The organism is Vaccinium witches'-broom phytoplasma str. VAC, from assembly GCF_000309405.1.
Lineage (GTDB): Bacteria > Bacillota_I > Bacilli_A > Acholeplasmatales > Acholeplasmataceae > Phytoplasma.
In genome coordinates this window covers 1-20,295 of sequence record NZ_AKIN01000044.1, presented here as the reverse complement: position 1 = coordinate 20,295, position 20,295 = coordinate 1, and the positions used below count along the sequence as shown (strand labels likewise).

Here is a 20,295-nt window from a genome sequence, read left to right as displayed (position 1 = left end):
ATTTTTTATAGTAAAAAAAGGGGGGGATTGTGAAAATGCCTAAAACTATAGTTCGCGAAGAAGAAAATATCGATGACGCTTTACGTAGATTTAAAAGAGATGTTTCTAAATCTGGTAACCTTGCGCAAGCTCGTAAAAAAGAGTATTATGTTAAGCCAAGTGTAGAGAGAAAAAATCGTAAAAAAATCTTAAAAAACAAAAAACATTAAATTATTTTTAATAAAATAAGCTACCTATCCAAAAAGGTGCTTTTTTTTATTTAAAATATAATTTTTAGTATAAAAAATATTACATAAATTACATAAAAGGAAATTAAAAATTAATATGATTATTAAAATACATAATCAAACCGACATCAATATTAAACCTTTTACTAACACTTTATTCAAAATATTTAGTTCTTTTGAAACAAAAAAAAACTACATATTGTCTTTATAGATAATATTAAAATGCAAGAAATGAATTTGTATTATCGCCAAAAAGATTATCCTACTGATGTTTTGACTTTTGCCAATGATGCCAATGACGATTCTTTAGGGGATATTATCATTTCTTTACCCAAAGCTTTTGAACAGGCGGATAAATTAAACCACAGTCATCAAAGAGAAATCAGTTTTTTAGCTGTGCACGGATATTTACATTTAAAAGGTTATGAAGACGAAACAGAAGAAGGATTGTTGGAAATGATCGAAATACAAAATAAAATTTTAAAAGAGCATAATTTAGATATATAGTTGTTTAAATATAATAATATCAATTTTGAAGGGGGGAATTAGTGTTTAAATCAGGTTTTATTACTATGATAGGCAATACTAATGTAGGCAAATCTACATTATTAAATTCTTTGTTAAAACAAAAAATTTCTATTACCAGTTCTAAATCGCAAACTACTCGTAATAAAATTATAGGCATCATTAATGATCCTCATTATCAATTAATTTTTGTAGACACTCCGGGAATACATAAAGAAAAATATTTATTAAATAACAATATGAATTCTGTAGCAATGCAAAGTATTAAAGACGTGGATATTGTTTTATTCGTAGTTGATCGCGAATGTACATCCAAAGAAGAAAAAATTCTACAAACTATTCAACAACATAATAAAAAAGTGATTTTATTAATTAATAAAATAGATGAAATTAAGCAAAAAATTTTAATCGATAAAATTATTTTTAGTTATTTAGAAAAATTTCCTTTCGAACATATTGTTCCTCTATCTGCTATAACACAAAAAAACGTAGATATTTTGCAAGACAAAATTTTATCTTTAACAGAAGAAGGTCCTCTTTATTTCGATAAAACCATGGTTACTAACGTGAAAGAAAAAGAAATGATTTCAGAATTAGTCAGAGAAAAAATACTTTATCACGTGCACGAAGAAGTTCCTCATGCATGCGCTGTCGCAGTAGAAGATATGCGCCAGATGGAAGAATATCCTTCAATGTTGGAAATTTCGGTTTTAATTTTAGTAGAAAAACCTAGCCAAAAGAAAATTTTAATCGGTGCTAAAGGTGAAAAAATAAAAAGAATCGGTACAGAAGCTAGAAAAGATATCAACAGTACTTTAAACAAAAGAATTCATCTGAACATCTGGATTAAAGTGGAAAAAAATTGGCGCAATAGAATGAATTTATTAAAACAATTAGGATATATGCATTAAATACGATAATAATAAATATATTATTTATGACAAACATAGCAAAGGATAAAAACATGTTATCTTTAAAAGAAATAATTATTTTTGCTAAACAAAATGGTTTTGTTTTTTCAGGTAGCGAAATTTATGGCGGTTTATCGAATAGTTTTGATTACGGCCCCTTAGGAACTTTATTAAAACAAAACATTAAACAAGCTTGGAAAAAGAAATTTTTTCAAGACAGAAATGATAATGTTTTATTGGATAGTTCTATTATAATGAATTCCCAAATTTGGGAAGCCTCCGGACATTTAAAAATGTTTATCGATCCTTTAACCGAAAACAAAGACACTAATAAACGTTATAGAGCTGATAAATTAATTCAAAGCCACGATCCTTCTTTTGATGTCAGTGCCTTAACTTTTGAAGAAATGACGCAATATTTAATTGAGAATGAAGTTTTAGAAACCAAAAATTGGGCCCCTGTTAAAAAATTCAATATGTTGTTTCAAACCCATCAAGGTGTTGTTATAGAAGAAAATAAGCCTTTATATTTAAGACCAGAAACTTGTCAAGGAATTTTTGTTAATTTTAAAAATATTTTAAATTCTACTAGGAAAAAATTACCTTTTGGAGTGGGTCAAATCGGCAAATCTTTCCGTAATGAAATTACACCAGGTAATTTTATTTTTAGAACTTGTGAATTTGAACAAATGGAATTAGAATTCTTTTGCCAACCCAAAACAGATCAAAAATGGTTTGCTTATTGGAAAGAATATTCTTATAATTTCTTATTAGAATTAGGGATTAAAGAAGAAAATTTAGAACTAAAAGATCATAAAGAAACTGAATTAAGCCATTATTCTAACGCTACTTCTGATATTTTATTCCGTTTCCCTTGGGGTTTTGATGAATTATGGGGAATAGCATCAAGAACTGATTTTGATTTGAAAAATCATCAAAAATATTCTAAAAAAGATTTACAATATTTTGATGAAAATACCAAAGAAAAATACTTCCCTTTTGTTATTGAACCTTCTTTAGGGGTCGAAAGGTTATTTTTAGCTCTTTTAGCTGACAGTTTAGAAATAGAGCAACTAAAAGAGGCAGCTTCACGAACAGTGTTAAAAATTCATCCTTTTTTAGCGCCTTATAAAATAGCTATTTTACCTTTGATGAAAAAAATTCATCGTCATAAAGCAGAAGAATTACAAAAAAAATTATCTAATTATTTTGAATTAATTTATGATGAAAACCAAAGTATTGGTAAAAGATATAGAAGACAAGATTCTATAGGAACTCCTTTTTGTTGTACGGTAGATGATCAAACTTTAGAAGATAATACGGCAACAATTAGAGATAGAGACACTATGAACCAACATAGAATGCCTATTGAAAAAATCCGCGATTATATAGAAAATAAATTATTGTTTTAAGAATTGTAAAGTGGTGAAAAAAGTGATTTTATGGATAAAATAAAGGAATCTTTCATTGTACAAATCAATGAAAAAATACCCATTTATGAATTAATTCTTAAATCAGGTGTGGTCTTAAAAAAACAAGGAAAAAACTTTATGGGTTTATGTCCTTTTCATCAAGAAAAAACACCTTCTTTTTCCGTTTCTAAAGAAAAAAATATTGCCTTTTGCATGTCTTGTAGTAAAGGCGGTAAACCAGTTACTTATTGGCGTCAATTGAAAAATATTTCTACTGAAAAAGCGGTAGAAGAATTATGCGAACAATTTAATATTGATTTGCCAAAAAAAAAGAAAAATAATAAAGATGTTTTATACGATGTATTAAATTCTGCGCAACAATATTTTCATGATTCACTTTTATACATTATCGACAACATTAAAGATCACCCTTTAGAACGTTATTTATTTCAAGAAAGAAAACTGACTTTAGAATTGATTAAAGAATTTGGTTTAGGTTATGCTTACGATGATTTTAACTCTCTTAAAGATTATTTATTAGAGAAAGGTTTCTCTGCTAAAACTTTATTGAAATTAGGTTTAATTAAACAAAGATCTAACAATGAAGAAGAATATTATAATTTTTTCGTAGACCGTTTGATGTTCCCTTTGACTGATGAAAAAGGTAATATTGTTGGTTTTTCAGGACGTTTGACTAAAGAAAAAGAAAAATATCCGAAATATTTATTTAATTCAGAAAACACTTTATTTAAAAAAAGTAATCTTTTATATCGTTTATACCAACATCAAGAAGACATTCGAGCTAAGAACGAAATTATTCTAACTGAAGGTGTTTTTGATGTCATAGCTTTTTACAAAAAAGGGATTAAAAACGTAGTAGCCACTTTAGGAACTAGTTTTACGGAACAACACGCTAAATTACTTCAATCCAGAAGTCAAAATTGTTTAATTATTTATGATAGCGATAATGCAGGCAAAGAAGCGGCTCTGAAAATATCTACTTTACTCATTAAACGTAATTTTAAAATTAAAATAGTGACTTTGCCTGATAATCTAGATCCAGACCAATACATTTTACAAAAAAACACAATCAATCTTTCTTCTTTAAAAGAAAAAGCGAAAGATTTTGTCTTTTATAATGTAGAAGAATGGAAAGAACAGAACCAAAGCGATGATGAAATAGAGTCTAAAACCGTTGCCTTATTGAAGTATTACGATCTAGAAACTAAAAGATATTACGCGAAAGAATTGTATAAAACATATCAAATTTCCTTAAATTTAGCTAAACAAAATTACGATAAAGAAAACAACTTATTCAACGATAAAAAAGGTTATCAACTCTTAAGTCAAATCGCCAACAGTTCAGATAAATTAATTCATATTAAAAAAATGAACAAAAAACAATATAACGAAACTGACAAACATATCATTATTGAAATTTTGTTAAGTGATAAGTTTTTACCATTAATTTACGAAAAAAGCGTTATTATTTTTTTAAATAATTCGGTGTTGATTGATATTGTTGCCAAAATCAAAGAATATTATGAAAAATATTTGCCTGAAGAAAACATTCACATCAATCGACATGTGGATTTAGACAGATTTGCCGTTCTTTATGAAGAATTTTTTCAAGAAAGAAAAGCAAAATTCGATTTTGATCTTTTCAAAGAAGAAATTGAAAATAGTTTTTTATTTAAACAGAAACAAAACCTACCACATTTAGAAGATGTGAAAAAACTTTTATCGAAGAAAACACAATTAGATGATTTTGCCAACATAGAAGAAGAAATCGCTTCTTTAGAAAAAGACTTAACTCAAATGATAAACAACGAAGAAGATATCCGCCAGATAGAAGAAAAAGGGCAAAAATTAATCCAAAAAAAGTTAGAACTTCACAAAGTAAGAGAAAAGTTAGCTAAATTATAAAAACCAATTAAAAGAGACTAAAATCAAAGTCATCTTATCATTATCGTAATAAAATTGTATAAAATAAAATTAATGGGTGAAAAATATGAATTTAAGACAAACGATAAAACAGACATGTAAAAAACATAATTCCAAACTAGCCAAAGATACGACTATAAGCTCTATTAATGTTGCGTTGAAAAAAAAGTTAAGATGGGTTAACAGTTTTAATAAAAATATGGTTCCTTTTAACGAAGAAATTATCAAATTTTTAATCACTCAAGATAAAAAAATTAAAAAAGAAAATATTAAAAAACTAAAAGAACAAAAATTGAAAAAAAATAATTTATCTTTTGAAGATGATGAAAGTAAAGAAGATTACCAAGAAGAATTGAATTTAGAAAAAATTTCTAATTCAATTAAAGTTGACGATCCTGTCAGAATGTATTTGAAAGAAATCGGTCAAATACCTTTATTAACGCATGAAGAAGAAAGAGAAAATTCGAAAATGGTTTATGAAGGAATTAGAGCGCGTAAACAAATGATTAAATACAAAAAAAAAGAAATAACTCTAACTTCAGAACAAATTCAAAAAAACCATGAATTAATCAAAAAAGGTTTATTAGGTAAAAGCAAATTAGTAGAAGCGAATTATCGTTTAGTAGTTTCTATCGCTAAACGTTATATTGGGAGAAAAATATTATTCTTAGATTTAATTCAAGAAGGTAATATGGGTTTAATGAGAGCGGTAGACAAGTTCGATTATAGAAAAGGTTTTAAATTTTCTACTTACGCCACTTGGTGGATTAGACAAGCGATCACCAGAGCAGTAGCCGACCAAGCAAGAACAATTAGAATTCCGGTTCATATTATCGAAACAATGAATAAAATTTCTCGTTGTAGAGGCAAGTTAACGCAAGATTTATCCAGAAAAGTAGACAATCACGAAATAGCTAAAGAAATGAATATTAAAACTAAACAAATCACTGATATTCAGATGATTGAAAAAGAAACTATTTCTTTAGAAACTTCAGTCCGAGAAGAAGATGATTCTTCTTTAGGCGATTTCATTAGTGACGCTAATGCTGTGTCTCCCCACGAATACATGTTGCAGGAAACTTTAAAAAATACTTTAGATGAAACTTTAGAAGAGGCTTTAACCGTAAGAGAACAACAAGTTTTAAAAATGAGATACGGGTTGTTAGATGATCGTATTTACATTTTAGAAGAAGTCGGCGCTATTTTTGGTGTTACCCGCGAAAGAATACGTCAAATCGAAGCGAAAGCTTTAAGGCGCTTAAGATCGCCTTCAAGACAAAATAAATTGAAAATGTTATACAAAAATATTAACAAAAAATGATGAAAAGAATTGATTTTATCGCTTCTTTGCTTCAAGGTTATCATAAGGTTGCAGATATTGGAACAGACCATGGTTTAGTGTTAAAAAAAGCTTTTGAACAAGGTTACATTCAAAAAGCGATTGCTTCTGATATCAATCCTCAACCGTTAGAAAAAGCACGGGCAAATTTAGAAAATTATCCTGTGGAATTTTATTTAAGCGACGGATTTGAAAATATCCCTTCCTCTTTTGATTTGGCTTTAATTGCTGGTATGGGCCCTTATACTATTATCCATATTTTAGAAAAAACTTCTCATATCGGAAAACCTTTCATCTTAGGTTGTCAAGGAAAAATCCATCTTTTAGTCGAATGGTTAAAAAGAAACCATTATAAAATTCAAAACCATTATATTGTTCACGATAAATTTAATTATATGTTTTTAAAAGTCATCCGAAATAAATGAAATTTAATAAAAAATGAAGATTTTTTTATTTTGGATGGTAAAAAACCATTATTTCAAGTATAATAATAGTTGTTTAAAAGGTTTGGTTTGAGTAGCTCAGCAGGATAGAGCAACGGCCTTCTAAGCCGTGGGTCAGGGGTTCGAATCCCTTCTCAAACGCCATTGTAAAAAAAAGACGAATTAAGAAAAAAATTTGTAAAAAAAAATTAAATAAATATTTTATTATCAAATAAAGCATTTTGGTAAGAAAGTGTTTTATTTGATAATAAAAAAAAGGAGATGAAAAAAATGGCTGTTCCCTTTAGAAGAACTAGTAAGACTGCAAAAAGAAAAAGACGCACACATTATAAATTAAACAAACCGACTTTAGTAGTATGTCCGGAAACTAATAATTTTACTTTACCCCATCGTGTTACTCTTAATAGTGGTTATTACAAAGGAAAATTAATTTTGTCAAAGAAAAAAAAAGATAATTAACAATATCCTATTTTCCCAAAAAGATATTAATTATCTTTTTTATTTATAAAATTATTTTATGGGAAAATATTTAACAAATTAAAGGAAAATAAATAAATGAAAAAAATGACTTCTTCTGAAATTAGAAAAATGTGGTTAAATTTTTTTGCAGAAAAGGGCCATTACCAAGAAAAATCAGCTTCTTTAGTGCCGCAATCTGATCCTACTTTATTGTGGGTTAATGCCGGGGTAACTCCTTTGAAAAAATATTTTGACGGTTCAGAGAAAGTTCGTTTTCAAAACATTGTTAATGTCCAAAAATGCTTAAGAACTAATGATATCGAAAATATCGGTAAAACTTCTCGCCATAACACTTTTTTTGAAATGTTAGGTAATTTCTCTATCGGTGGTTATTTCAAAAAAGAAGCGATTGATTTAGCTTATGAATTGTTATTATCCGAACGTTTTTTCGCTTTGCCAAAAGAAAAATTATATATTACTTATTTCCATCAAGACTTAGATACATATCATTTTTGGTTAAAAAAAGGGATAGATGAAAATCATTTAATTTCTTCGAAAACTAATTATTGGGAAATCGGCGAAGGTCCTTGTGGTCCTTGTACGGAAATCTTTTTTGATCGCGGACCTGAATATGATCTAAGAGGTCCTGAATTAATTAAAAACGATATTGAAAACGATCGTTTTATTGAAATTTGGAATATTGTTTTTTCCCAATACAATTCTGTTCCTGAAACAAAACGTGAGAATTATAAAGAATTACCGCAAAAAAATATAGATACTGGAGCAGGATTAGAACGTTTCGCTTGTATTTTTCAAGATAAAAAAACTAATTTTGAAACAGATTTATTCTATCCTATTATTGTCAAAATGGAAGACATAAGCGGTTTTAAATATCAAGAGGACGAAGAAACCTTTAGAATTATCTCAGACCACGCGAAAACATTAGTTTTTGGTCTTGGAGATGGTGTTGTTTTAGCCAACGACGGAAGAGGTTATGTTCTCAAAAGACTTTTAAGAAAAGCTTTTCAAAAAGGTAAAAAAATAGGGTTAAATCAACCTTTCTTATATCGATTAGTGCCGACTGTGGCTGATATGATGCAAGAGTTTTATCCTGATTTAAAAGATAAAGAAACAGTTATTGCTCAAATGATCAAAAAAGAAGAAGAAAAATTTTTGCACACTTTAAAAGAGGGCGAAGTCAAAATTTTAGAATTGACTGAAGATAATAAAATATCTAATGAAAATGTTTTCAAACTTTATGATACTTATGGTTTGCCTAAAGAGGTTGTTTTAGAATTCTCTGAACAAAGAAATATTGAAGTAGATTCAGATCAATTTGATTTTTTCTTACAAAAACAGAAGAAATTATCTCAAAAAAACCAAAATAAAGATTTTAAAAACGGGATGAAAGAACAAAATACGGATTATTTAAACTTTACTGCTCCAAGCGAATTTGTGGGTTATGAAGTTTTAGAGGTCAAAACAAAAGTTCTTAAAGTGTTTAAAGAAGGTATTGTTTTAGAAAAAACTCCTTTTTATCCTCGCATGGGCGGTCAATCTTGCGATGAAGGAACTATTAACAACGTGCCCGTTACTAAAGCGACAAAATTGCCGAATGGTCAGATAATACATCAAATCGCTAATGTCTTTCACGAAGGACAAGAGGTAGTAGCTATTGTAGATCCAGAGAATAGACGCAAAACTTCTTTAAATCATACAGCAACTCACCTTTTAAATGATTCTTTAAGAAAGGTTTTTGGAAAACATATTAAACAACAAGGCTCCTCTTTGAACAATAAGGTTTTAAGGTATGATTTTAACCATTATAAACTCTTGTCTTCTGATGATTTGATGCAATTAGAAAAACAAGTTAATGACTGGATTTTTCAAAAATACCCCGTTATAATAGAAGTGATGCCTTTTGTAGAGGCGCAGAAAAAAGATGCTAATTTTTTAGCAGATAAAGATTATTCTAATACAGTAAGAGTAGTTAAAATCCACGATTTTTCTCTTCAATTATGTGGCGGAACGCACGCGAAAAACACTATGGAACTAAAAAGATTCGCCATTTTATCGTACAGTTCTATTGGTTCTGGTATTTACAGAATTGAAGCCACTTCAGAGGATAACAACGTTAAAAACGCTATAGAACAGAAAATTAGTCCTTTTAACAAAGAAGAACAACAAATTTTGCATAAAATAGAGCAAGCTCAAAAAGTAGTTAATGCAGAAATTATTCCTAAAATTATGATCAATTATAATAGTTATGAAGATATTCAAAACTATAAATCTTACGTTCAAGCTTTAAAACAACAACAGATCGCTATCCAAAAAGAAGTGGTCAAAAAACAAACTGAGCTAATTTTGCGAAAAGCGGATCAATTTATTACTGATAAAATTGAAAAACAAATGTTAATTATGATTCACGATGAAACCAATATAGAACCCAATATTTTAAAAACTTTATTAGAACATTTATTTAACAAATTACAAAATGATTTTTTAATTTTATGCCAAAAACAAAACGATAGTTTTGTTTTATTAGCAAAAAGTAAAACCGTTCATGCGGGACAATTTGTCAACAGCATTAACAAAATCATTAACGGCAAAGGCGGCGGAAATAAAACTTTTGCTCGTTCTTTCAGTTCAGATATAACGAAAATAAACGAATTAGAAAAGGGATGGAAGGCTTGTTTGTGAACAATAACAATTCTTTTTTAGGTTTAGATTTAGGTGAAAAAACATTAGGAATTGCTCTTTCTGAATCTGGTATTATCGCGAATAATTTAAAAACTATTAATTTTACTCAACATAAATATGAAGAATTAATAACGCCTTTAAAAGAAATGATAGAACAATTTAATATTAAAACGATTATTTTAGGAAATCCTAAACATATGAATAATGATGTCGGCATTAAAGCAACAATAAGTATGGAATTTCAAGAGAAACTACAAAATAATTTTCCTTTAGTGGAAGTTATTTTGTGGGACGAACGTTTATCGACCGTACAAGCTTTTCAAGCTATAAATAGCAGCAAAAGTCCTAAAGTTTCCAAACACAAACAAAAGAAACATAAAAAATTAAAAGATGAAATAGCGGCGATGATTATTTTACAAAATTTTTTAAATTTCCGTTTTAACCAATTATTGGAAAAACAGCAATTAGAATAAAAAGCCGAAGAAGAAAAATAATAAAAATATAAAGTTTTTTATTATCAAATAAAAAAAGGTTAATTTATTTAAATATGCCAAGTATGAAAAACGAACTAAAAGAAAAATCTTTAAAAGAAATTAAAACATATGCTATTTTGAATAAAATCCCTATTATACATGATGAAACCAAATTATTTTTAGAAAAAATGATAACTGAGAATGATTTTAGGGATATTTTAGAAATAGGAACAGCAATTGGCTATAGCGCTTTATCTATGAGTAATAAGAAAAATAATATTCAAACCATTGAAAGGGAATATCCCAACGTCCAATTGGCGAAGGATTTTTTAAAAAATATTTCTCATGAAATTGAATTTATTTGGTCAGAAGCTTTTTTTTATCAACCGCAAAAAAAATATGATTTTATTTTTATCGATGCTTCTAAGGTTCAATATGAAAAGTTATTTAAGAAATACCAATTTTTTTTAAAGGATAATGGCGTTATTGTATGTGATAATTTGAATTTTCATAATTTAGATGTCAACACTATTTCTAGAAGTGCGAAAAGAATTATCACTAAATTAAACAGTTTTAAAACTTTTTTAACAGAAAATAGGGAATTTAAAACTGTTTTTAAAGATATTGGCGATGGATTAAGTATTTCTTGGAAAAAAAATTTTTCACCTCAAATAATTTAATTTTTAAATTAAAATTATTATCAATTAAAGGAAATCAAATGAATAAAAAAAGTTATACTTTAACTCAATCAGGAGTTGATAAATTAAATGAAGAATTAAATCACCTTAAAAACGTTAAAAGAAACGAAAACTTATTAGCTTTAAAAGAAGCGAGAGAACAAGGTGATTTAAGTGAAAATGCTGATTATAGTGCAGCTAGAAACGAACAAGCTGTCATAGAAACCAGAATTTTAGAAATTCAAAATATTTTAAAAAATGTTAATATTATTAGTGCTTCTGTTAAAAACAAAGACATCAATATCGGGAATAAAGTGAATTTAAGATTTTTAGAAACTATGGAAGAAAAAAACCTACATTTAGTAGGAATTTTAGAAGCAGACCCTTTTGTTGATAAAATTTCTATTGAATCTCCTATTGGTCAAAGTATTAAAGGTTGTAAAATAGGCGATCAAGTAGTGATTAAAACCGAAACTGGCAAAAACTTTACAGTAGAAATTCTAAAAATAGAATAGATAAAATGAAAAAAGCGAATAAATATTTGCCTGAATTTTATTATGATTCTTTTTTAGATATCCCTTATGAATATTTGATGAAAAAAGGCATTAAAGCGTTGTTTTTTGATTTAGACAACACTTTATTAGAAAACAACCAAAAAGCTTTAAGTGAAGAAAATAAACAATTTTTACAACAAATTCAATCCTTATTTAAAATAGTGGTTATTTCGAATGCTTCTAAAAAAAGATTGGAAACTGTTTTAAAAAGCGATTTTGATTATATTCCACTTAATTTTTTTCATAAAAAACCTTCTTCATGGGGTTTTTTAAAAGCTTTGGAAAAATTTAACGTTTCAGCAGAAGAAACAGTTATGATTGGTGATCAATTAAGAACGGATATTTTAGGAGCTAATAAAATGAAGATTACTTCTATTTTATTAAAACCAATTAATAGAAACAACGAATCATTAATTTCTCGTTTAAGCCGTTATTTCATTGAAAGGCCTTACATCAAAAAAATCAAAAAAAATAATCCGAAAATTTATCAACAAAAATTTAAAAATTTTGTTTAATTAGAAAAATGATTGTGGTTTATGTTAATAGAAAATATTTTAAAAAAAATAAATGAAAAATTTAAAAATGATGCTCCTAGATTGAACCATATTTTAGGAGTTTATAGGAAAGCTATGGAATTGTCTCGTTTTCATAAAGTAGACATCTTGCAAGCGCAAATAGCTGCTTTATTTCATGATTATACTAAAAACGATTCTTTAGAATTCCATGTCTCCGTTTTAGATAAACAAATCATTAATAAATATAAACAAGCTACTTTCATGTATCACGCTTTTAGTGCTCCTGTAGTGTTAGAAAAAGAGTTTAAAATTAGTGATAAAAAAATTTTAAACGCTATTAGAAAGCATGTTTGGGGCCATAAGACGATGAATAAGCTGGATAAAATTATTTTATTAAGTGATAAATTAGAAAATAGTCGTGATTTTCAGCAAGTTAATTATTTTAGAAAATTGGCTTTTGAAGATTTAGATCAAGCGGTTTATCAACTTTTAAAATTTAATTTTGCATATTATAAATCTAAAGGTTTTAAAAATTCTGAAGAACAATTGGCTATTTTGGCTTCTTTAGAAAAGAAATTGAAAAAATAATGGTGTTGAATAATGTTACAAATTATTTCAGGAAAATACAAAGGTTTTAGATTAGTTTTAGTTCCTTCAGAAAAAACCAAAAGTACTTCTCATTTAGTTCGAAAAGCTTTATTTGATACAATTGGGGCAGAAATAGAAGGTCAAACGGTGCTAGATTTATTCTCTGGTTCAGGAGTTTATGGTTTTGAAGCCTTAAGTAGAAAAGCTAAAGCTATCTATATGGTCGATAATTTATTGGCTGCTTATAAAGCAATTAAAAAAAACTGCCAAAAATTGCAACTAAAGAGTGATGAAGTTCATATTTTTTATGGCGATGCTTTTAGAATGTTGAAAAAATTTATCAAAGAAGAGTTAATCTTTGATTTCATCATTTTAGATCCTCCGTATTTTTCTGATTATTTTGAACCTTTATTAAAAGTTTTAAGTCCCTTAACTAATCAAAATAGTTTAGTGATTTGCGAAACCAATCACAAGATGAATTTGCCGTCAAAAATAAACGATTTTCATTTAATTAAAAGTAAAAAATACGGTAGCCAGAAGTTAAATTATTACCGCAAAGTTTTTTTGCTTTATCATAAAAATTTATTTATGTTTTAAATTATAATAAAATTGAATGATTTTATTTTATAAATTTATTGTATAAAAAGGAGAATTATATCTTATGAATTGGATCGGAACCTGTTTGTTTTTATTAGGATTAATTTTAGGAATTGTTATAGGAGCTTTTTTCATGTTCCGTTGGTTCAAAAAATATTTAGAAAAAAATCCTCCTATTACGGAAAGACAAATTAAAGAAATGTTTAAACAAATGGGAAGAACCCCAGGAGAGAAACAAATTAAACAAATCATGTCTTCTTTCAAAAAAAAATAAAAGGAGGTTTTATTTAATGAACCACAGTTATTTAGTTTGTTTTGCAATCATTTTCATCGCGGCGGGAGTTCTTTTTTTCATGAACTTTCTTTACGAAAGAAAAGTTAAAATGAAAATGAAAAAATATTTACTGAATTGTTCAAATATAGAAAAAGAAGTCTTAAAAAGTTTTTTACAAAATAAAAATAAAGAATTTCCGTTAACTAAAAATTCTTCTATTACTTTGAATTTAGTGAAATTAAATATTTTAAGAAAAATAAAAGACGATAATACAAACCCTCTACATTCTTTTTACGCTATTAATATAGAAATCTTTAATTTAGTGAACAAAGATAAAACTTTAAGAGAGATATATTTATTCACCGATCATCACCTTTAAAAGAGGGAATATAATTTTTTTATCGTTGAAAAATTACAAAAGAATGGAACAACAAAATGAGTCAATTAAAATTAATCGCTTATCATGAAGAAAGATTAAACGATATAGGAATCGTTAAAAACGGTTTGAAAACTAAATTAGATTCAGCTTTAACTAATGCTAACGATAATTACAGTGATCCAAGAGAATTATTGAGTTTATCTTTATTAGTATGTTTTTATAAAACTACTCAAAAATATCTTGCTTTGGAAAAACCGCATTTATCAGACATTAAAATAAAAGTGTTGACTATCACTTCTAAAGACGAACAAGGTTTTTATTTCAAATTAGAATTGATTATGGGCATTAAAAAAGCCTCTGTACAAGAAACAGCTGAAATCATGGATACAGTTCATACTAAATGTCCTGTTTCTAGAATGTTAAATGATTATCCTCATTTAATTTTAAGTGCTGTTTTATACGAAGACATCACTTAAAAAAATTTGCAAAATTAAAAATAAATTGACCTAAATTTCATAAGATTTTTTAGGTTTTTAAAACATGTTTTAATATAAGATAAAAAAATTATATCATTTGAAAAATTGATTATTGTTTGTAAAAGAAAGATGGATTTTAATATGGAGAATTTAAACAATAAAAAAGAAAGAAAAATAGTTAAAGTTGGTAGTCCGATACAAGCAGTTATTAATACCTTAAATAAAGCTAAAGAAATATATTACGATAAAGGTATCGATTTAGAAGTAGTCAAAACTAGTTGGACTGAAGAAAATATAGATATTTTAAAAAATAAAAAAATTGATGGTTTGATTTACACTAATATTCACGTTTTTAAAGCGACTAATGATTTTTTAATTAAAAACAAACAAGAACCTTTTGTTTTTATTCAACCTTTTTATCATTCTAAATACGGTTTATACGCTAATAAAAAAAGTAAAAAACAATTATTAAGTTTAGAAGAAGTTAAAAAACATAAAAATTTAAAAGTCTTATTAGCTGTGGCTTTTTCTTTCATTGAACCTTGTGATACTTCCCGTTCTCTTTTAGTGTTGAGAAATAACGGATTAATCAATATTCCTGAAGAAGTTTTAAAAGAAAAAAGATTAAATATTAATTTTTCTGATATCACCAATCCTTATAATTTAGAATTTACTAAAACTTCTCAAATTCCTTTTAAATTTGCTGAAAATCCTGATGAATATGATTTAATGGCTAATTGGCCTGCTTTTATGAATAGCAATCCTGATTTTATCAGAATCGGCTCTAATATCACAGGCGAAAATGAACCAACTAACGAAATAGTAGAATCATACGCTATTGGTTTGATTTCTAGACAAGATAACCAAAATAGCGAAGAGATCAATATACTAAAACAAATTCTACAAGATCCCGAAGTTAAAGCTTTTCATGTGAATCAAACTCATAACGGAATGAAAAATTATGTTATGATTGAAAAACCTGAAGAATTAAAAGATAGACTAATTAAAAATTGGTTATAAACTATATAACCATCAAGAAAAATAATAAATAAAAAGATTAAAAGGATACGATTATGATGAATAACTTAGCTGGCAATCACAACGATAATAAGCCTAAAAAAACTATTAAAATAGCTACTAATTTTCCTTCTTCTTTAAATACTTTACAAAGTACTAAACATTTGATTGAAGATGGCTACATTTTAGAAGTTATTTCTGAAGCAGAATTAAAAGAAAAATATCAAATTACTTGCAATGATGCCCTTAAAGAAGGTATTGTAGATGTGAGCATTTCTAATAATTACCACACTATGAATTCTTATAACGATTTTGCAGCAACTGATGAAGAAACTAAATTAACGATGGTGCAACCGTTTTTTCACCCTCGTTACGGTCTATACGTTCATAAAAAAAACCCTTTAAAACTTCAATCAGTAGAAGATGTTAAAAAACATAAAAACTTAAGATTATTATTTGCTCCTTTTAATGATTTATTCGCAGCACCCTGTGATTTTTCACGTTCTCTTTTGTTGTTAAATAATTTAAAATTAGTTAAAATTGATGAAGAAGTGATCAAAGCTAAAGGTTATAATTTGAATTTAGACGATATAGAAAATATTTATGATTTGAATTTTGTTAAAACTAATAATTTATTTAAAGTAGTGGAATTATTCACCGATCCTACTAAATACGATTTATCTATCAACTGTCCTGGTTTTATGAGAAAAAACCCTGATTTCAAAAGAATAGGTACTGTAAGCCCTGAAGAACAAGAAAATAATATCGTTTTCTCTTCTTACGCTATTATTTTAGCTTCTAGAAAAAACAACCAAGATGATGAAAAAGTCCAAGCGGTTAAAAGATTTTTAAAACACGAACAAGTGCAAAAAACTATGTTTGAAGCTGGTGGGCCAGGCAAAGATTACGTTATGGTGCAAAACCCTGATAAATTAAAAGCAGACATATTGGCTAATTTCGAAAAATAATTATCCATAACTATTTGGTACAAAAAAATAAAAAAAATGACATCATCGCGGGTGATATTTTTTTTGAAAAAAGGAGTTTAATAACCACTTATGAAAGATAATTATTTTCGTTCCTATTTTCCTATTTTTAAAAACAATCCTAAATTAGTTTATTTTGATTCCGCTTCTACTTCTTTAAAACCACAAACAGTGATAGATGCTATGTCAGATTTTTATAATGATAATGGTATGAATTTTAGATCTTTCGGCGCTTTATCTGTGCAAAACAATCTTTTAATGGGCGAAACAAGAGAAAAAACGGCTCAATTCATCAACGCAAAACCTGAAGAAGTTATCTTTACCAAAGGGACGACTGAATCTTTAAATATGTTAGCACAAATTCTTTCGCAAAACATCCAACCAGGAGACGAAATTATTACTTCAGAATTAGAACATAATTCATCAGTTTTACCTTGGGTTAAAGTGGCAGAAGATAAACAAGCTAAATTAGTTTTCATTCCTTTGAGTGACCAAAACAAAATCACTGTTGAGAACTTTAAAAACGTTTTAACTGATAAAACTAAAATAGTAGTTTTAACTCATATGTCTAATGTTTTAGGTTATGAAACTCCTATTAAAGAAATCGCTAAAATTGCTCATCAAAAAGAAGTGTTAGTGATTTTAGATGCTGCTCAATCTGTAGCTCATCAACGTTTAGATATGAAAGATTTAGATGTTGATTTTATGGCTTTTTCAGCTCATAAAATGTATGGACCTTTTGGTGTAGGCGTCCTTTACGGTAAAAAAGTACATTTAGAAAAAATGAAACCTTCTTGTTTGGGTGGCGGCACTGTTCAAGAAGTCTTTAAAGATCGTTATATTTTAAGAGATACTCCTTATAAATTTGAATCAGGAACCCCTAATATAGGTTCAATTATAGCTTTTAAAAAAAGTTTAGAATTTATCGAATCTATTGGAATAGACAAGATTCATCAACATAATAAAAAAATAGTTGCTAAAATTAAAGAAGAATTTAAAAAAATCCCACAAATTAGGGTTTTGAACGAAGGGGCTGATAATTTAGTACTTTTTGTTTTTGACAAAATTCATGCTCATGATGTGGAAAATTCTTTAGCTAAACATAATATCTATCTTAGAACAGGTCTGCATTGTGCTAATTTAGTTTCTAAAAAATTAAACCAAATAAGCACTATTAGAGTGTCTGTTGGGTTGCACAACACCGAAGAAGATATAGCTTTTTTAATTACTCATTTAAAAAAAATAAAAGATTTTTTCTTTTAATTTAAAAATCAAAGGAATTAACCAATGTGTGTAATGAACGAATTACAAAAAAAATTAATGATTCAACATTCTAGTTATCCCCAAAATCATGGTTTAGTTCAAGATGATAGTTATTTACATATTCGTTATCAAAATAACTCTTGTGGCGATGCTATAGATTTACAAATCAAAATAGTAGATGGTGTTATCGTTGATATTAAACACGATACTCAAGCTTGCGCAGTATGTTGCGCATCAGCTAGTTTAATGTCAGTACATTTGAAAAAGAAAACTATTTCCGAAACACTCAATAAAGTGAATCATTTTTTAGGAATGGTGAAAGATAAAAACTACGATGAAACGCAAATAGATTCTGACTTGAAAGTGTTTAACTTATTGAAACAACCTTCCAGTAGAGTTTTATGCATCAGCCTCCCTTGGGAAGCTATACAAAAAAATATCGAAAAAAACCATTCTTCCTTAAAATAATATACTAAAAAAGCCTTTTTAATTTTTAAAAAGGCTTTTTTAGTATATAGGAATTAATTTATTATAGTAACGATTTATTCGGTTAATTGGTAATCGATAATTTGGCCATCAGAAGAAACTGTTTTTAATAAAACATCCGTTAGAGGGTCGTATTCATAATCGATGGTTATTCCGTTGGACAAAACTTCTTTGATTAAATAGTCTTTTATAGGATCGAACTCTTTAATATGACCATCAGGAAAGATAATTTTAACCAATTTATTCGTTTCTGGGTCATAACCGAAAATAGTTTTTTTAACGTTTTCATCTAAAGTAATTTCTCTTATGATAAGGTCTTTTTCTGCATCCATTTCGATGATAGTTTTATCCGGCAAACAAATTTTAATTAATTTATGACTATCAGGATCAAAATCTAGTATTGATTGTAAAACATTTCCATCTGGGAAAGTATGTTTCAATAAAAAACCCTTTTCTGGATCATATTCTTTAATAGATTTATCAGGTAAAAACTCTTTGATAAGAATGTTATTGTCAATATTATATTCTTTGATTGTTCCGTCTGATAAAATTTCTTTTTGTAAATGGTTTTTATACAAACTAAACTCTTTAACTTCACCATTCGGGTAAATAATTTTTTTTATTCTTTTAGTGTTAATATCATATTCTGTAATAATTTTATCTTCTGAAGAAACTTCTTTCACACTATTATCTTCGTATATTCTGATGTTTCCATTCGGCAATATTTCTTTATTTAAAATATTACGGTATTCTTTAACAACGCCTTTGGGTGTGATTTCTTTTAATAAATGTCCATTAATAACGTCATATTCTCTTGTCCATCCTGTAGGTAAAATAACCTCCATTATATCCCCTTTTAATTTTTTAATAGTTTTATCAGGGGAAATTTCTTGTTGAAACTGATTATCTTTCGTGTTAAATTCGGTTATGGTTCCATCAGAAAGTAAAATTTTTTCTATTTTACCGGTCTTAAGGTCATATTGGACAGTTTTGAAATCGTTAACCATAATCTTGAATAAAGATTGCGTTTCTGGATCATATTCGTAATAAATTTTAACTTTATTGGGTAAAATTTCTTTAATAACTTGTTGTTTATCGTTATATTTTTTAATATAGCCGTTAGAGAATTTTTCTTGAACTAAATGACCTGTGATAGGGTCATATTCTTTAACATTTCCTTCGGTGAAAATGGTTTTACTTAAATAATTGCCTGTGATAGGATCGTATTCATTTATTTCGCTATCAATATCCATATTTTTATTAGAATCTTTAGTATTGCAATAATATTCCTTTATATTATCATTATATGCTGATAAAGAATTGTCTATATATGGTTGATGAAGTTTATAAAAGACAATTAAAAACGCAATAACAAACAATAATAATAAAATAGGGATTAAAAAAAATTTAGTCAAAGCATAACTATTATTGTTATTATATTGTGGCGGTTGCAAATATTTCCTCTTCTTTGTAAAATTTTAATCATTTGAAATTATTGGGTTCATCTTTGTTAAAATAAGAATTGAGAAAGTCAAAAAAATAAAAAATATCATTAAATACACTTTTATTATACAATAAAAAAACTATTCTCGTTCTGATATCCATCAATAATTTAATAGTCCAACAGGACAAGAAAATTGTTTCTTGCTTTCTAATGATCAATATTTCATTGGGATGTGTTTTTATCATTTTTATTTTCTTTTCGGTCTTGTTTATTTTTATGCGATTGAATATGAAAAAATTTTTTTCACAAACTTGCAAGAGATTGTGAAAAATACCCATTTTACAATATAGAACAAAACAAAAACATCTCGGACTATACTAGAAATAAGGTTAAAAAATAAAAATGCCAAAATCATAAAAACATAAGATAAACATTTTAAGTAATCTTCATTAGGAAAAATCCAATCCAATATTGAATATAAGCGATTATTATAGTTATTAATCCGAATATTGTCGCATAACCGGAGAAATCAAGTATAGAGTAGGTGATAAGTTCGAAAGAAAGTTAAAATTATTTATTTTTTGGTTGCGGAAAATATACATTAAG

The 20,295-nt window shown here is 27.3% G+C and carries 23 protein-coding genes and 1 tRNA gene; 23 read left to right on the top strand and 1 reads right to left on the bottom strand.

What is annotated here, in order from left to right; all coding sequences use genetic code 11:
- Positions 1-35 precede the first annotated feature (35 nt).
- From rpsU to RI68_RS01245, 23 genes are all read left to right on the top strand, one after another.
- Positions 36-209 carry a 30S ribosomal protein S21 gene (gene rpsU, locus RI68_RS01355; RefSeq protein WP_017192463.1) on the top strand — a complete coding sequence of 58 codons (174 nt, stop codon included), beginning with the start codon at positions 36-38 and terminating at the stop codon, positions 207-209.
- A gap of 240 nt (positions 210-449) precedes the next feature.
- A complete protein-coding gene (gene ybeY, locus RI68_RS01350; protein WP_017193463.1) occupies positions 450-734 on the top strand; it encodes an rRNA maturation RNase YbeY in 285 nt (94 codons plus the stop codon).
- 41 nt (positions 735-775) lie between these two features.
- Entirely contained in the window at positions 776-1,663 is an 888-nt protein-coding gene (gene era / locus RI68_RS01345; RefSeq protein ID WP_017193462.1) for a GTPase Era, read from the top strand.
- A 53-nt stretch (positions 1,664-1,716) separates the two neighbouring features.
- The gene (locus RI68_RS01340; protein WP_017193461.1) at positions 1,717-3,075 is read left to right on the top strand and encodes a glycine--tRNA ligase; all 1,359 of its coding nucleotides are present in this window, start codon (positions 1,717-1,719) and stop codon (positions 3,073-3,075) included.
- A 30-nt stretch (positions 3,076-3,105) separates the two neighbouring features.
- Entirely contained in the window at positions 3,106-5,001 is a 1,896-nt protein-coding gene (dnaG, locus tag RI68_RS01335; protein ID WP_017193460.1) for a DNA primase, read from the top strand.
- 85 nt (positions 5,002-5,086) lie between these two features.
- The gene (locus tag RI68_RS01330; RefSeq protein WP_017193459.1) at positions 5,087-6,340 is read left to right on the top strand and encodes a sigma-70 family RNA polymerase sigma factor; all 1,254 of its coding nucleotides are present in this window, start codon (positions 5,087-5,089) and stop codon (positions 6,338-6,340) included.
- A complete protein-coding gene (locus tag RI68_RS01325) occupies positions 6,337-6,783 on the top strand; it encodes a class I SAM-dependent methyltransferase (RefSeq protein WP_017192456.1) in 447 nt (148 codons plus the stop codon). The genes RI68_RS01330 and RI68_RS01325 overlap by 4 nt, the downstream gene beginning before the upstream one ends.
- A gap of 85 nt (positions 6,784-6,868) precedes the next feature.
- A tRNA-Arg gene (locus RI68_RS01320) sits at positions 6,869-6,945 on the top strand.
- Between the two features lie 126 nt (positions 6,946-7,071).
- Positions 7,072-7,260, top strand: coding sequence for a 50S ribosomal protein L32 (gene rpmF / locus RI68_RS01315; RefSeq protein ID WP_017192455.1), 189 nt, complete (start codon positions 7,072-7,074; stop codon positions 7,258-7,260).
- 96 nt (positions 7,261-7,356) lie between these two features.
- Positions 7,357-9,960: an alanine--tRNA ligase gene (gene alaS, locus RI68_RS01310; RefSeq protein ID WP_017193458.1), complete on the top strand. Its 2,604-nt coding sequence runs from the start codon at positions 7,357-7,359 to the stop codon at positions 9,958-9,960.
- Complete coding sequence (ruvX, locus tag RI68_RS01305) at positions 9,942-10,433, top strand: Holliday junction resolvase RuvX (protein WP_173362870.1); 492 nt, start codon at positions 9,942-9,944, stop codon at positions 10,431-10,433. Before alaS ends, ruvX begins: the two co-directional genes overlap by 19 nt.
- 74 nt (positions 10,434-10,507) lie before the next feature.
- Positions 10,508-11,113, top strand: coding sequence for an O-methyltransferase (locus RI68_RS01300; RefSeq protein WP_017193456.1), 606 nt, complete (start codon positions 10,508-10,510; stop codon positions 11,111-11,113).
- A 38-nt stretch (positions 11,114-11,151) separates the two neighbouring features.
- A complete protein-coding gene (gene greA, locus RI68_RS01295) occupies positions 11,152-11,625 on the top strand; it encodes a transcription elongation factor GreA (RefSeq protein ID WP_026071932.1) in 474 nt (157 codons plus the stop codon).
- 5 nt (positions 11,626-11,630) lie between these two features.
- Complete coding sequence (locus RI68_RS01290; RefSeq protein ID WP_017193454.1) at positions 11,631-12,179, top strand: YqeG family HAD IIIA-type phosphatase; 549 nt, start codon at positions 11,631-11,633, stop codon at positions 12,177-12,179.
- Positions 12,180-12,200: 21 nt separating this feature from the next.
- Positions 12,201-12,767, top strand: a complete 567-nt coding sequence (gene yqeK, locus RI68_RS01285) for a bis(5'-nucleosyl)-tetraphosphatase (symmetrical) YqeK (RefSeq protein WP_017193453.1) — start codon at positions 12,201-12,203, stop codon at positions 12,765-12,767.
- Between the two features lie 12 nt (positions 12,768-12,779).
- Positions 12,780-13,364 (top strand): 16S rRNA (guanine(966)-N(2))-methyltransferase RsmD, encoded by a 585-nt coding sequence (rsmD, locus tag RI68_RS01280; protein WP_017193452.1) that lies wholly within the window; start codon positions 12,780-12,782, stop codon positions 13,362-13,364.
- Positions 13,365-13,428: 64 nt separating this feature from the next.
- Positions 13,429-13,638 (top strand): YneF family protein, encoded by a 210-nt coding sequence (locus tag RI68_RS01275; protein WP_017193451.1) that lies wholly within the window; start codon positions 13,429-13,431, stop codon positions 13,636-13,638.
- A gap of 16 nt (positions 13,639-13,654) precedes the next feature.
- Positions 13,655-14,017 carry a super-infection exclusion protein B gene (locus tag RI68_RS01270; protein WP_017192583.1) on the top strand — a complete coding sequence of 121 codons (363 nt, stop codon included), beginning with the start codon at positions 13,655-13,657 and terminating at the stop codon, positions 14,015-14,017.
- Positions 14,018-14,073: 56 nt separating this feature from the next.
- On the top strand, positions 14,074-14,493 hold the full coding sequence (locus RI68_RS01265) for an OsmC family protein (protein ID WP_017193450.1): 420 nt from the start codon (positions 14,074-14,076) through the stop codon (positions 14,491-14,493).
- Between the two features lie 141 nt (positions 14,494-14,634).
- Positions 14,635-15,513, top strand: a complete 879-nt coding sequence (locus RI68_RS01260; protein WP_017193449.1) for a MetQ/NlpA family ABC transporter substrate-binding protein — start codon at positions 14,635-14,637, stop codon at positions 15,511-15,513.
- A gap of 56 nt (positions 15,514-15,569) precedes the next feature.
- Entirely contained in the window at positions 15,570-16,478 is a 909-nt protein-coding gene (locus RI68_RS01255) for a MetQ/NlpA family ABC transporter substrate-binding protein (protein WP_017193448.1), read from the top strand.
- A gap of 90 nt (positions 16,479-16,568) precedes the next feature.
- Positions 16,569-17,759 carry an aminotransferase class V-fold PLP-dependent enzyme gene (locus tag RI68_RS01250; protein WP_017193447.1) on the top strand — a complete coding sequence of 397 codons (1,191 nt, stop codon included), beginning with the start codon at positions 16,569-16,571 and terminating at the stop codon, positions 17,757-17,759.
- Between the two features lie 33 nt (positions 17,760-17,792).
- A complete protein-coding gene (locus RI68_RS01245; RefSeq protein ID WP_017192588.1) occupies positions 17,793-18,227 on the top strand; it encodes an iron-sulfur cluster assembly scaffold protein in 435 nt (144 codons plus the stop codon).
- 74 nt (positions 18,228-18,301) lie between these two features.
- On the opposite strand, the gene RI68_RS01240 is transcribed toward RI68_RS01245, so the two are convergent.
- Positions 18,302-19,699, bottom strand: coding sequence for a hypothetical protein (locus RI68_RS01240; RefSeq protein WP_017193446.1), 1,398 nt, complete (start codon positions 19,697-19,699; stop codon positions 18,302-18,304).
- Between the last annotated feature and the right edge of the window lie 596 nt (positions 19,700-20,295).

Excerpts from the sequence above, each read along its gene's own strand:
- rpsU (WP_017192463.1), top strand. The coding sequence starts at position 36 with ATGCCTAAAACTATAGTTCGCGAAGAAGAAAATATCGATGACGCTTTA.
- ybeY (WP_017193463.1), top strand. The coding sequence starts at position 450 with ATGCAAGAAATGAATTTGTATTATCGCCAAAAAGATTATCCTACTGAT.
- RI68_RS01340 (WP_017193461.1), top strand. The coding sequence starts at position 1,717 with ATGTTATCTTTAAAAGAAATAATTATTTTTGCTAAACAAAATGGTTTT.
- dnaG (WP_017193460.1), top strand. The coding sequence starts at position 3,106 with ATGGATAAAATAAAGGAATCTTTCATTGTACAAATCAATGAAAAAATA.
- RI68_RS01330 (WP_017193459.1), top strand. The coding sequence starts at position 5,087 with ATGAATTTAAGACAAACGATAAAACAGACATGTAAAAAACATAATTCC.
- RI68_RS01325 (WP_017192456.1), top strand. The coding sequence starts at position 6,337 with ATGATGAAAAGAATTGATTTTATCGCTTCTTTGCTTCAAGGTTATCAT.
- rpmF (WP_017192455.1), top strand. The coding sequence starts at position 7,072 with ATGGCTGTTCCCTTTAGAAGAACTAGTAAGACTGCAAAAAGAAAAAGA.
- alaS (WP_017193458.1), top strand. The coding sequence starts at position 7,357 with ATGAAAAAAATGACTTCTTCTGAAATTAGAAAAATGTGGTTAAATTTT.
- ruvX (WP_173362870.1), top strand. The coding sequence starts at position 9,942 with ATGGAAGGCTTGTTTGTGAACAATAACAATTCTTTTTTAGGTTTAGAT.
- RI68_RS01300 (WP_017193456.1), top strand. The coding sequence starts at position 10,508 with ATGCCAAGTATGAAAAACGAACTAAAAGAAAAATCTTTAAAAGAAATT.
- greA (WP_026071932.1), top strand. The coding sequence starts at position 11,152 with ATGAATAAAAAAAGTTATACTTTAACTCAATCAGGAGTTGATAAATTA.
- RI68_RS01290 (WP_017193454.1), top strand. The coding sequence starts at position 11,631 with ATGAAAAAAGCGAATAAATATTTGCCTGAATTTTATTATGATTCTTTT.
- yqeK (WP_017193453.1), top strand. The coding sequence starts at position 12,201 with ATGTTAATAGAAAATATTTTAAAAAAAATAAATGAAAAATTTAAAAAT.
- rsmD (WP_017193452.1), top strand. The coding sequence starts at position 12,780 with ATGTTACAAATTATTTCAGGAAAATACAAAGGTTTTAGATTAGTTTTA.
- RI68_RS01275 (WP_017193451.1), top strand. The coding sequence starts at position 13,429 with ATGAATTGGATCGGAACCTGTTTGTTTTTATTAGGATTAATTTTAGGA.
- RI68_RS01270 (WP_017192583.1), top strand. The coding sequence starts at position 13,655 with ATGAACCACAGTTATTTAGTTTGTTTTGCAATCATTTTCATCGCGGCG.
- RI68_RS01265 (WP_017193450.1), top strand. The coding sequence starts at position 14,074 with ATGAGTCAATTAAAATTAATCGCTTATCATGAAGAAAGATTAAACGAT.
- RI68_RS01260 (WP_017193449.1), top strand. The coding sequence starts at position 14,635 with ATGGAGAATTTAAACAATAAAAAAGAAAGAAAAATAGTTAAAGTTGGT.
- RI68_RS01255 (WP_017193448.1), top strand. The coding sequence starts at position 15,570 with ATGAATAACTTAGCTGGCAATCACAACGATAATAAGCCTAAAAAAACT.
- RI68_RS01250 (WP_017193447.1), top strand. The coding sequence starts at position 16,569 with ATGAAAGATAATTATTTTCGTTCCTATTTTCCTATTTTTAAAAACAAT.
- RI68_RS01245 (WP_017192588.1), top strand. The coding sequence starts at position 17,793 with ATGAACGAATTACAAAAAAAATTAATGATTCAACATTCTAGTTATCCC.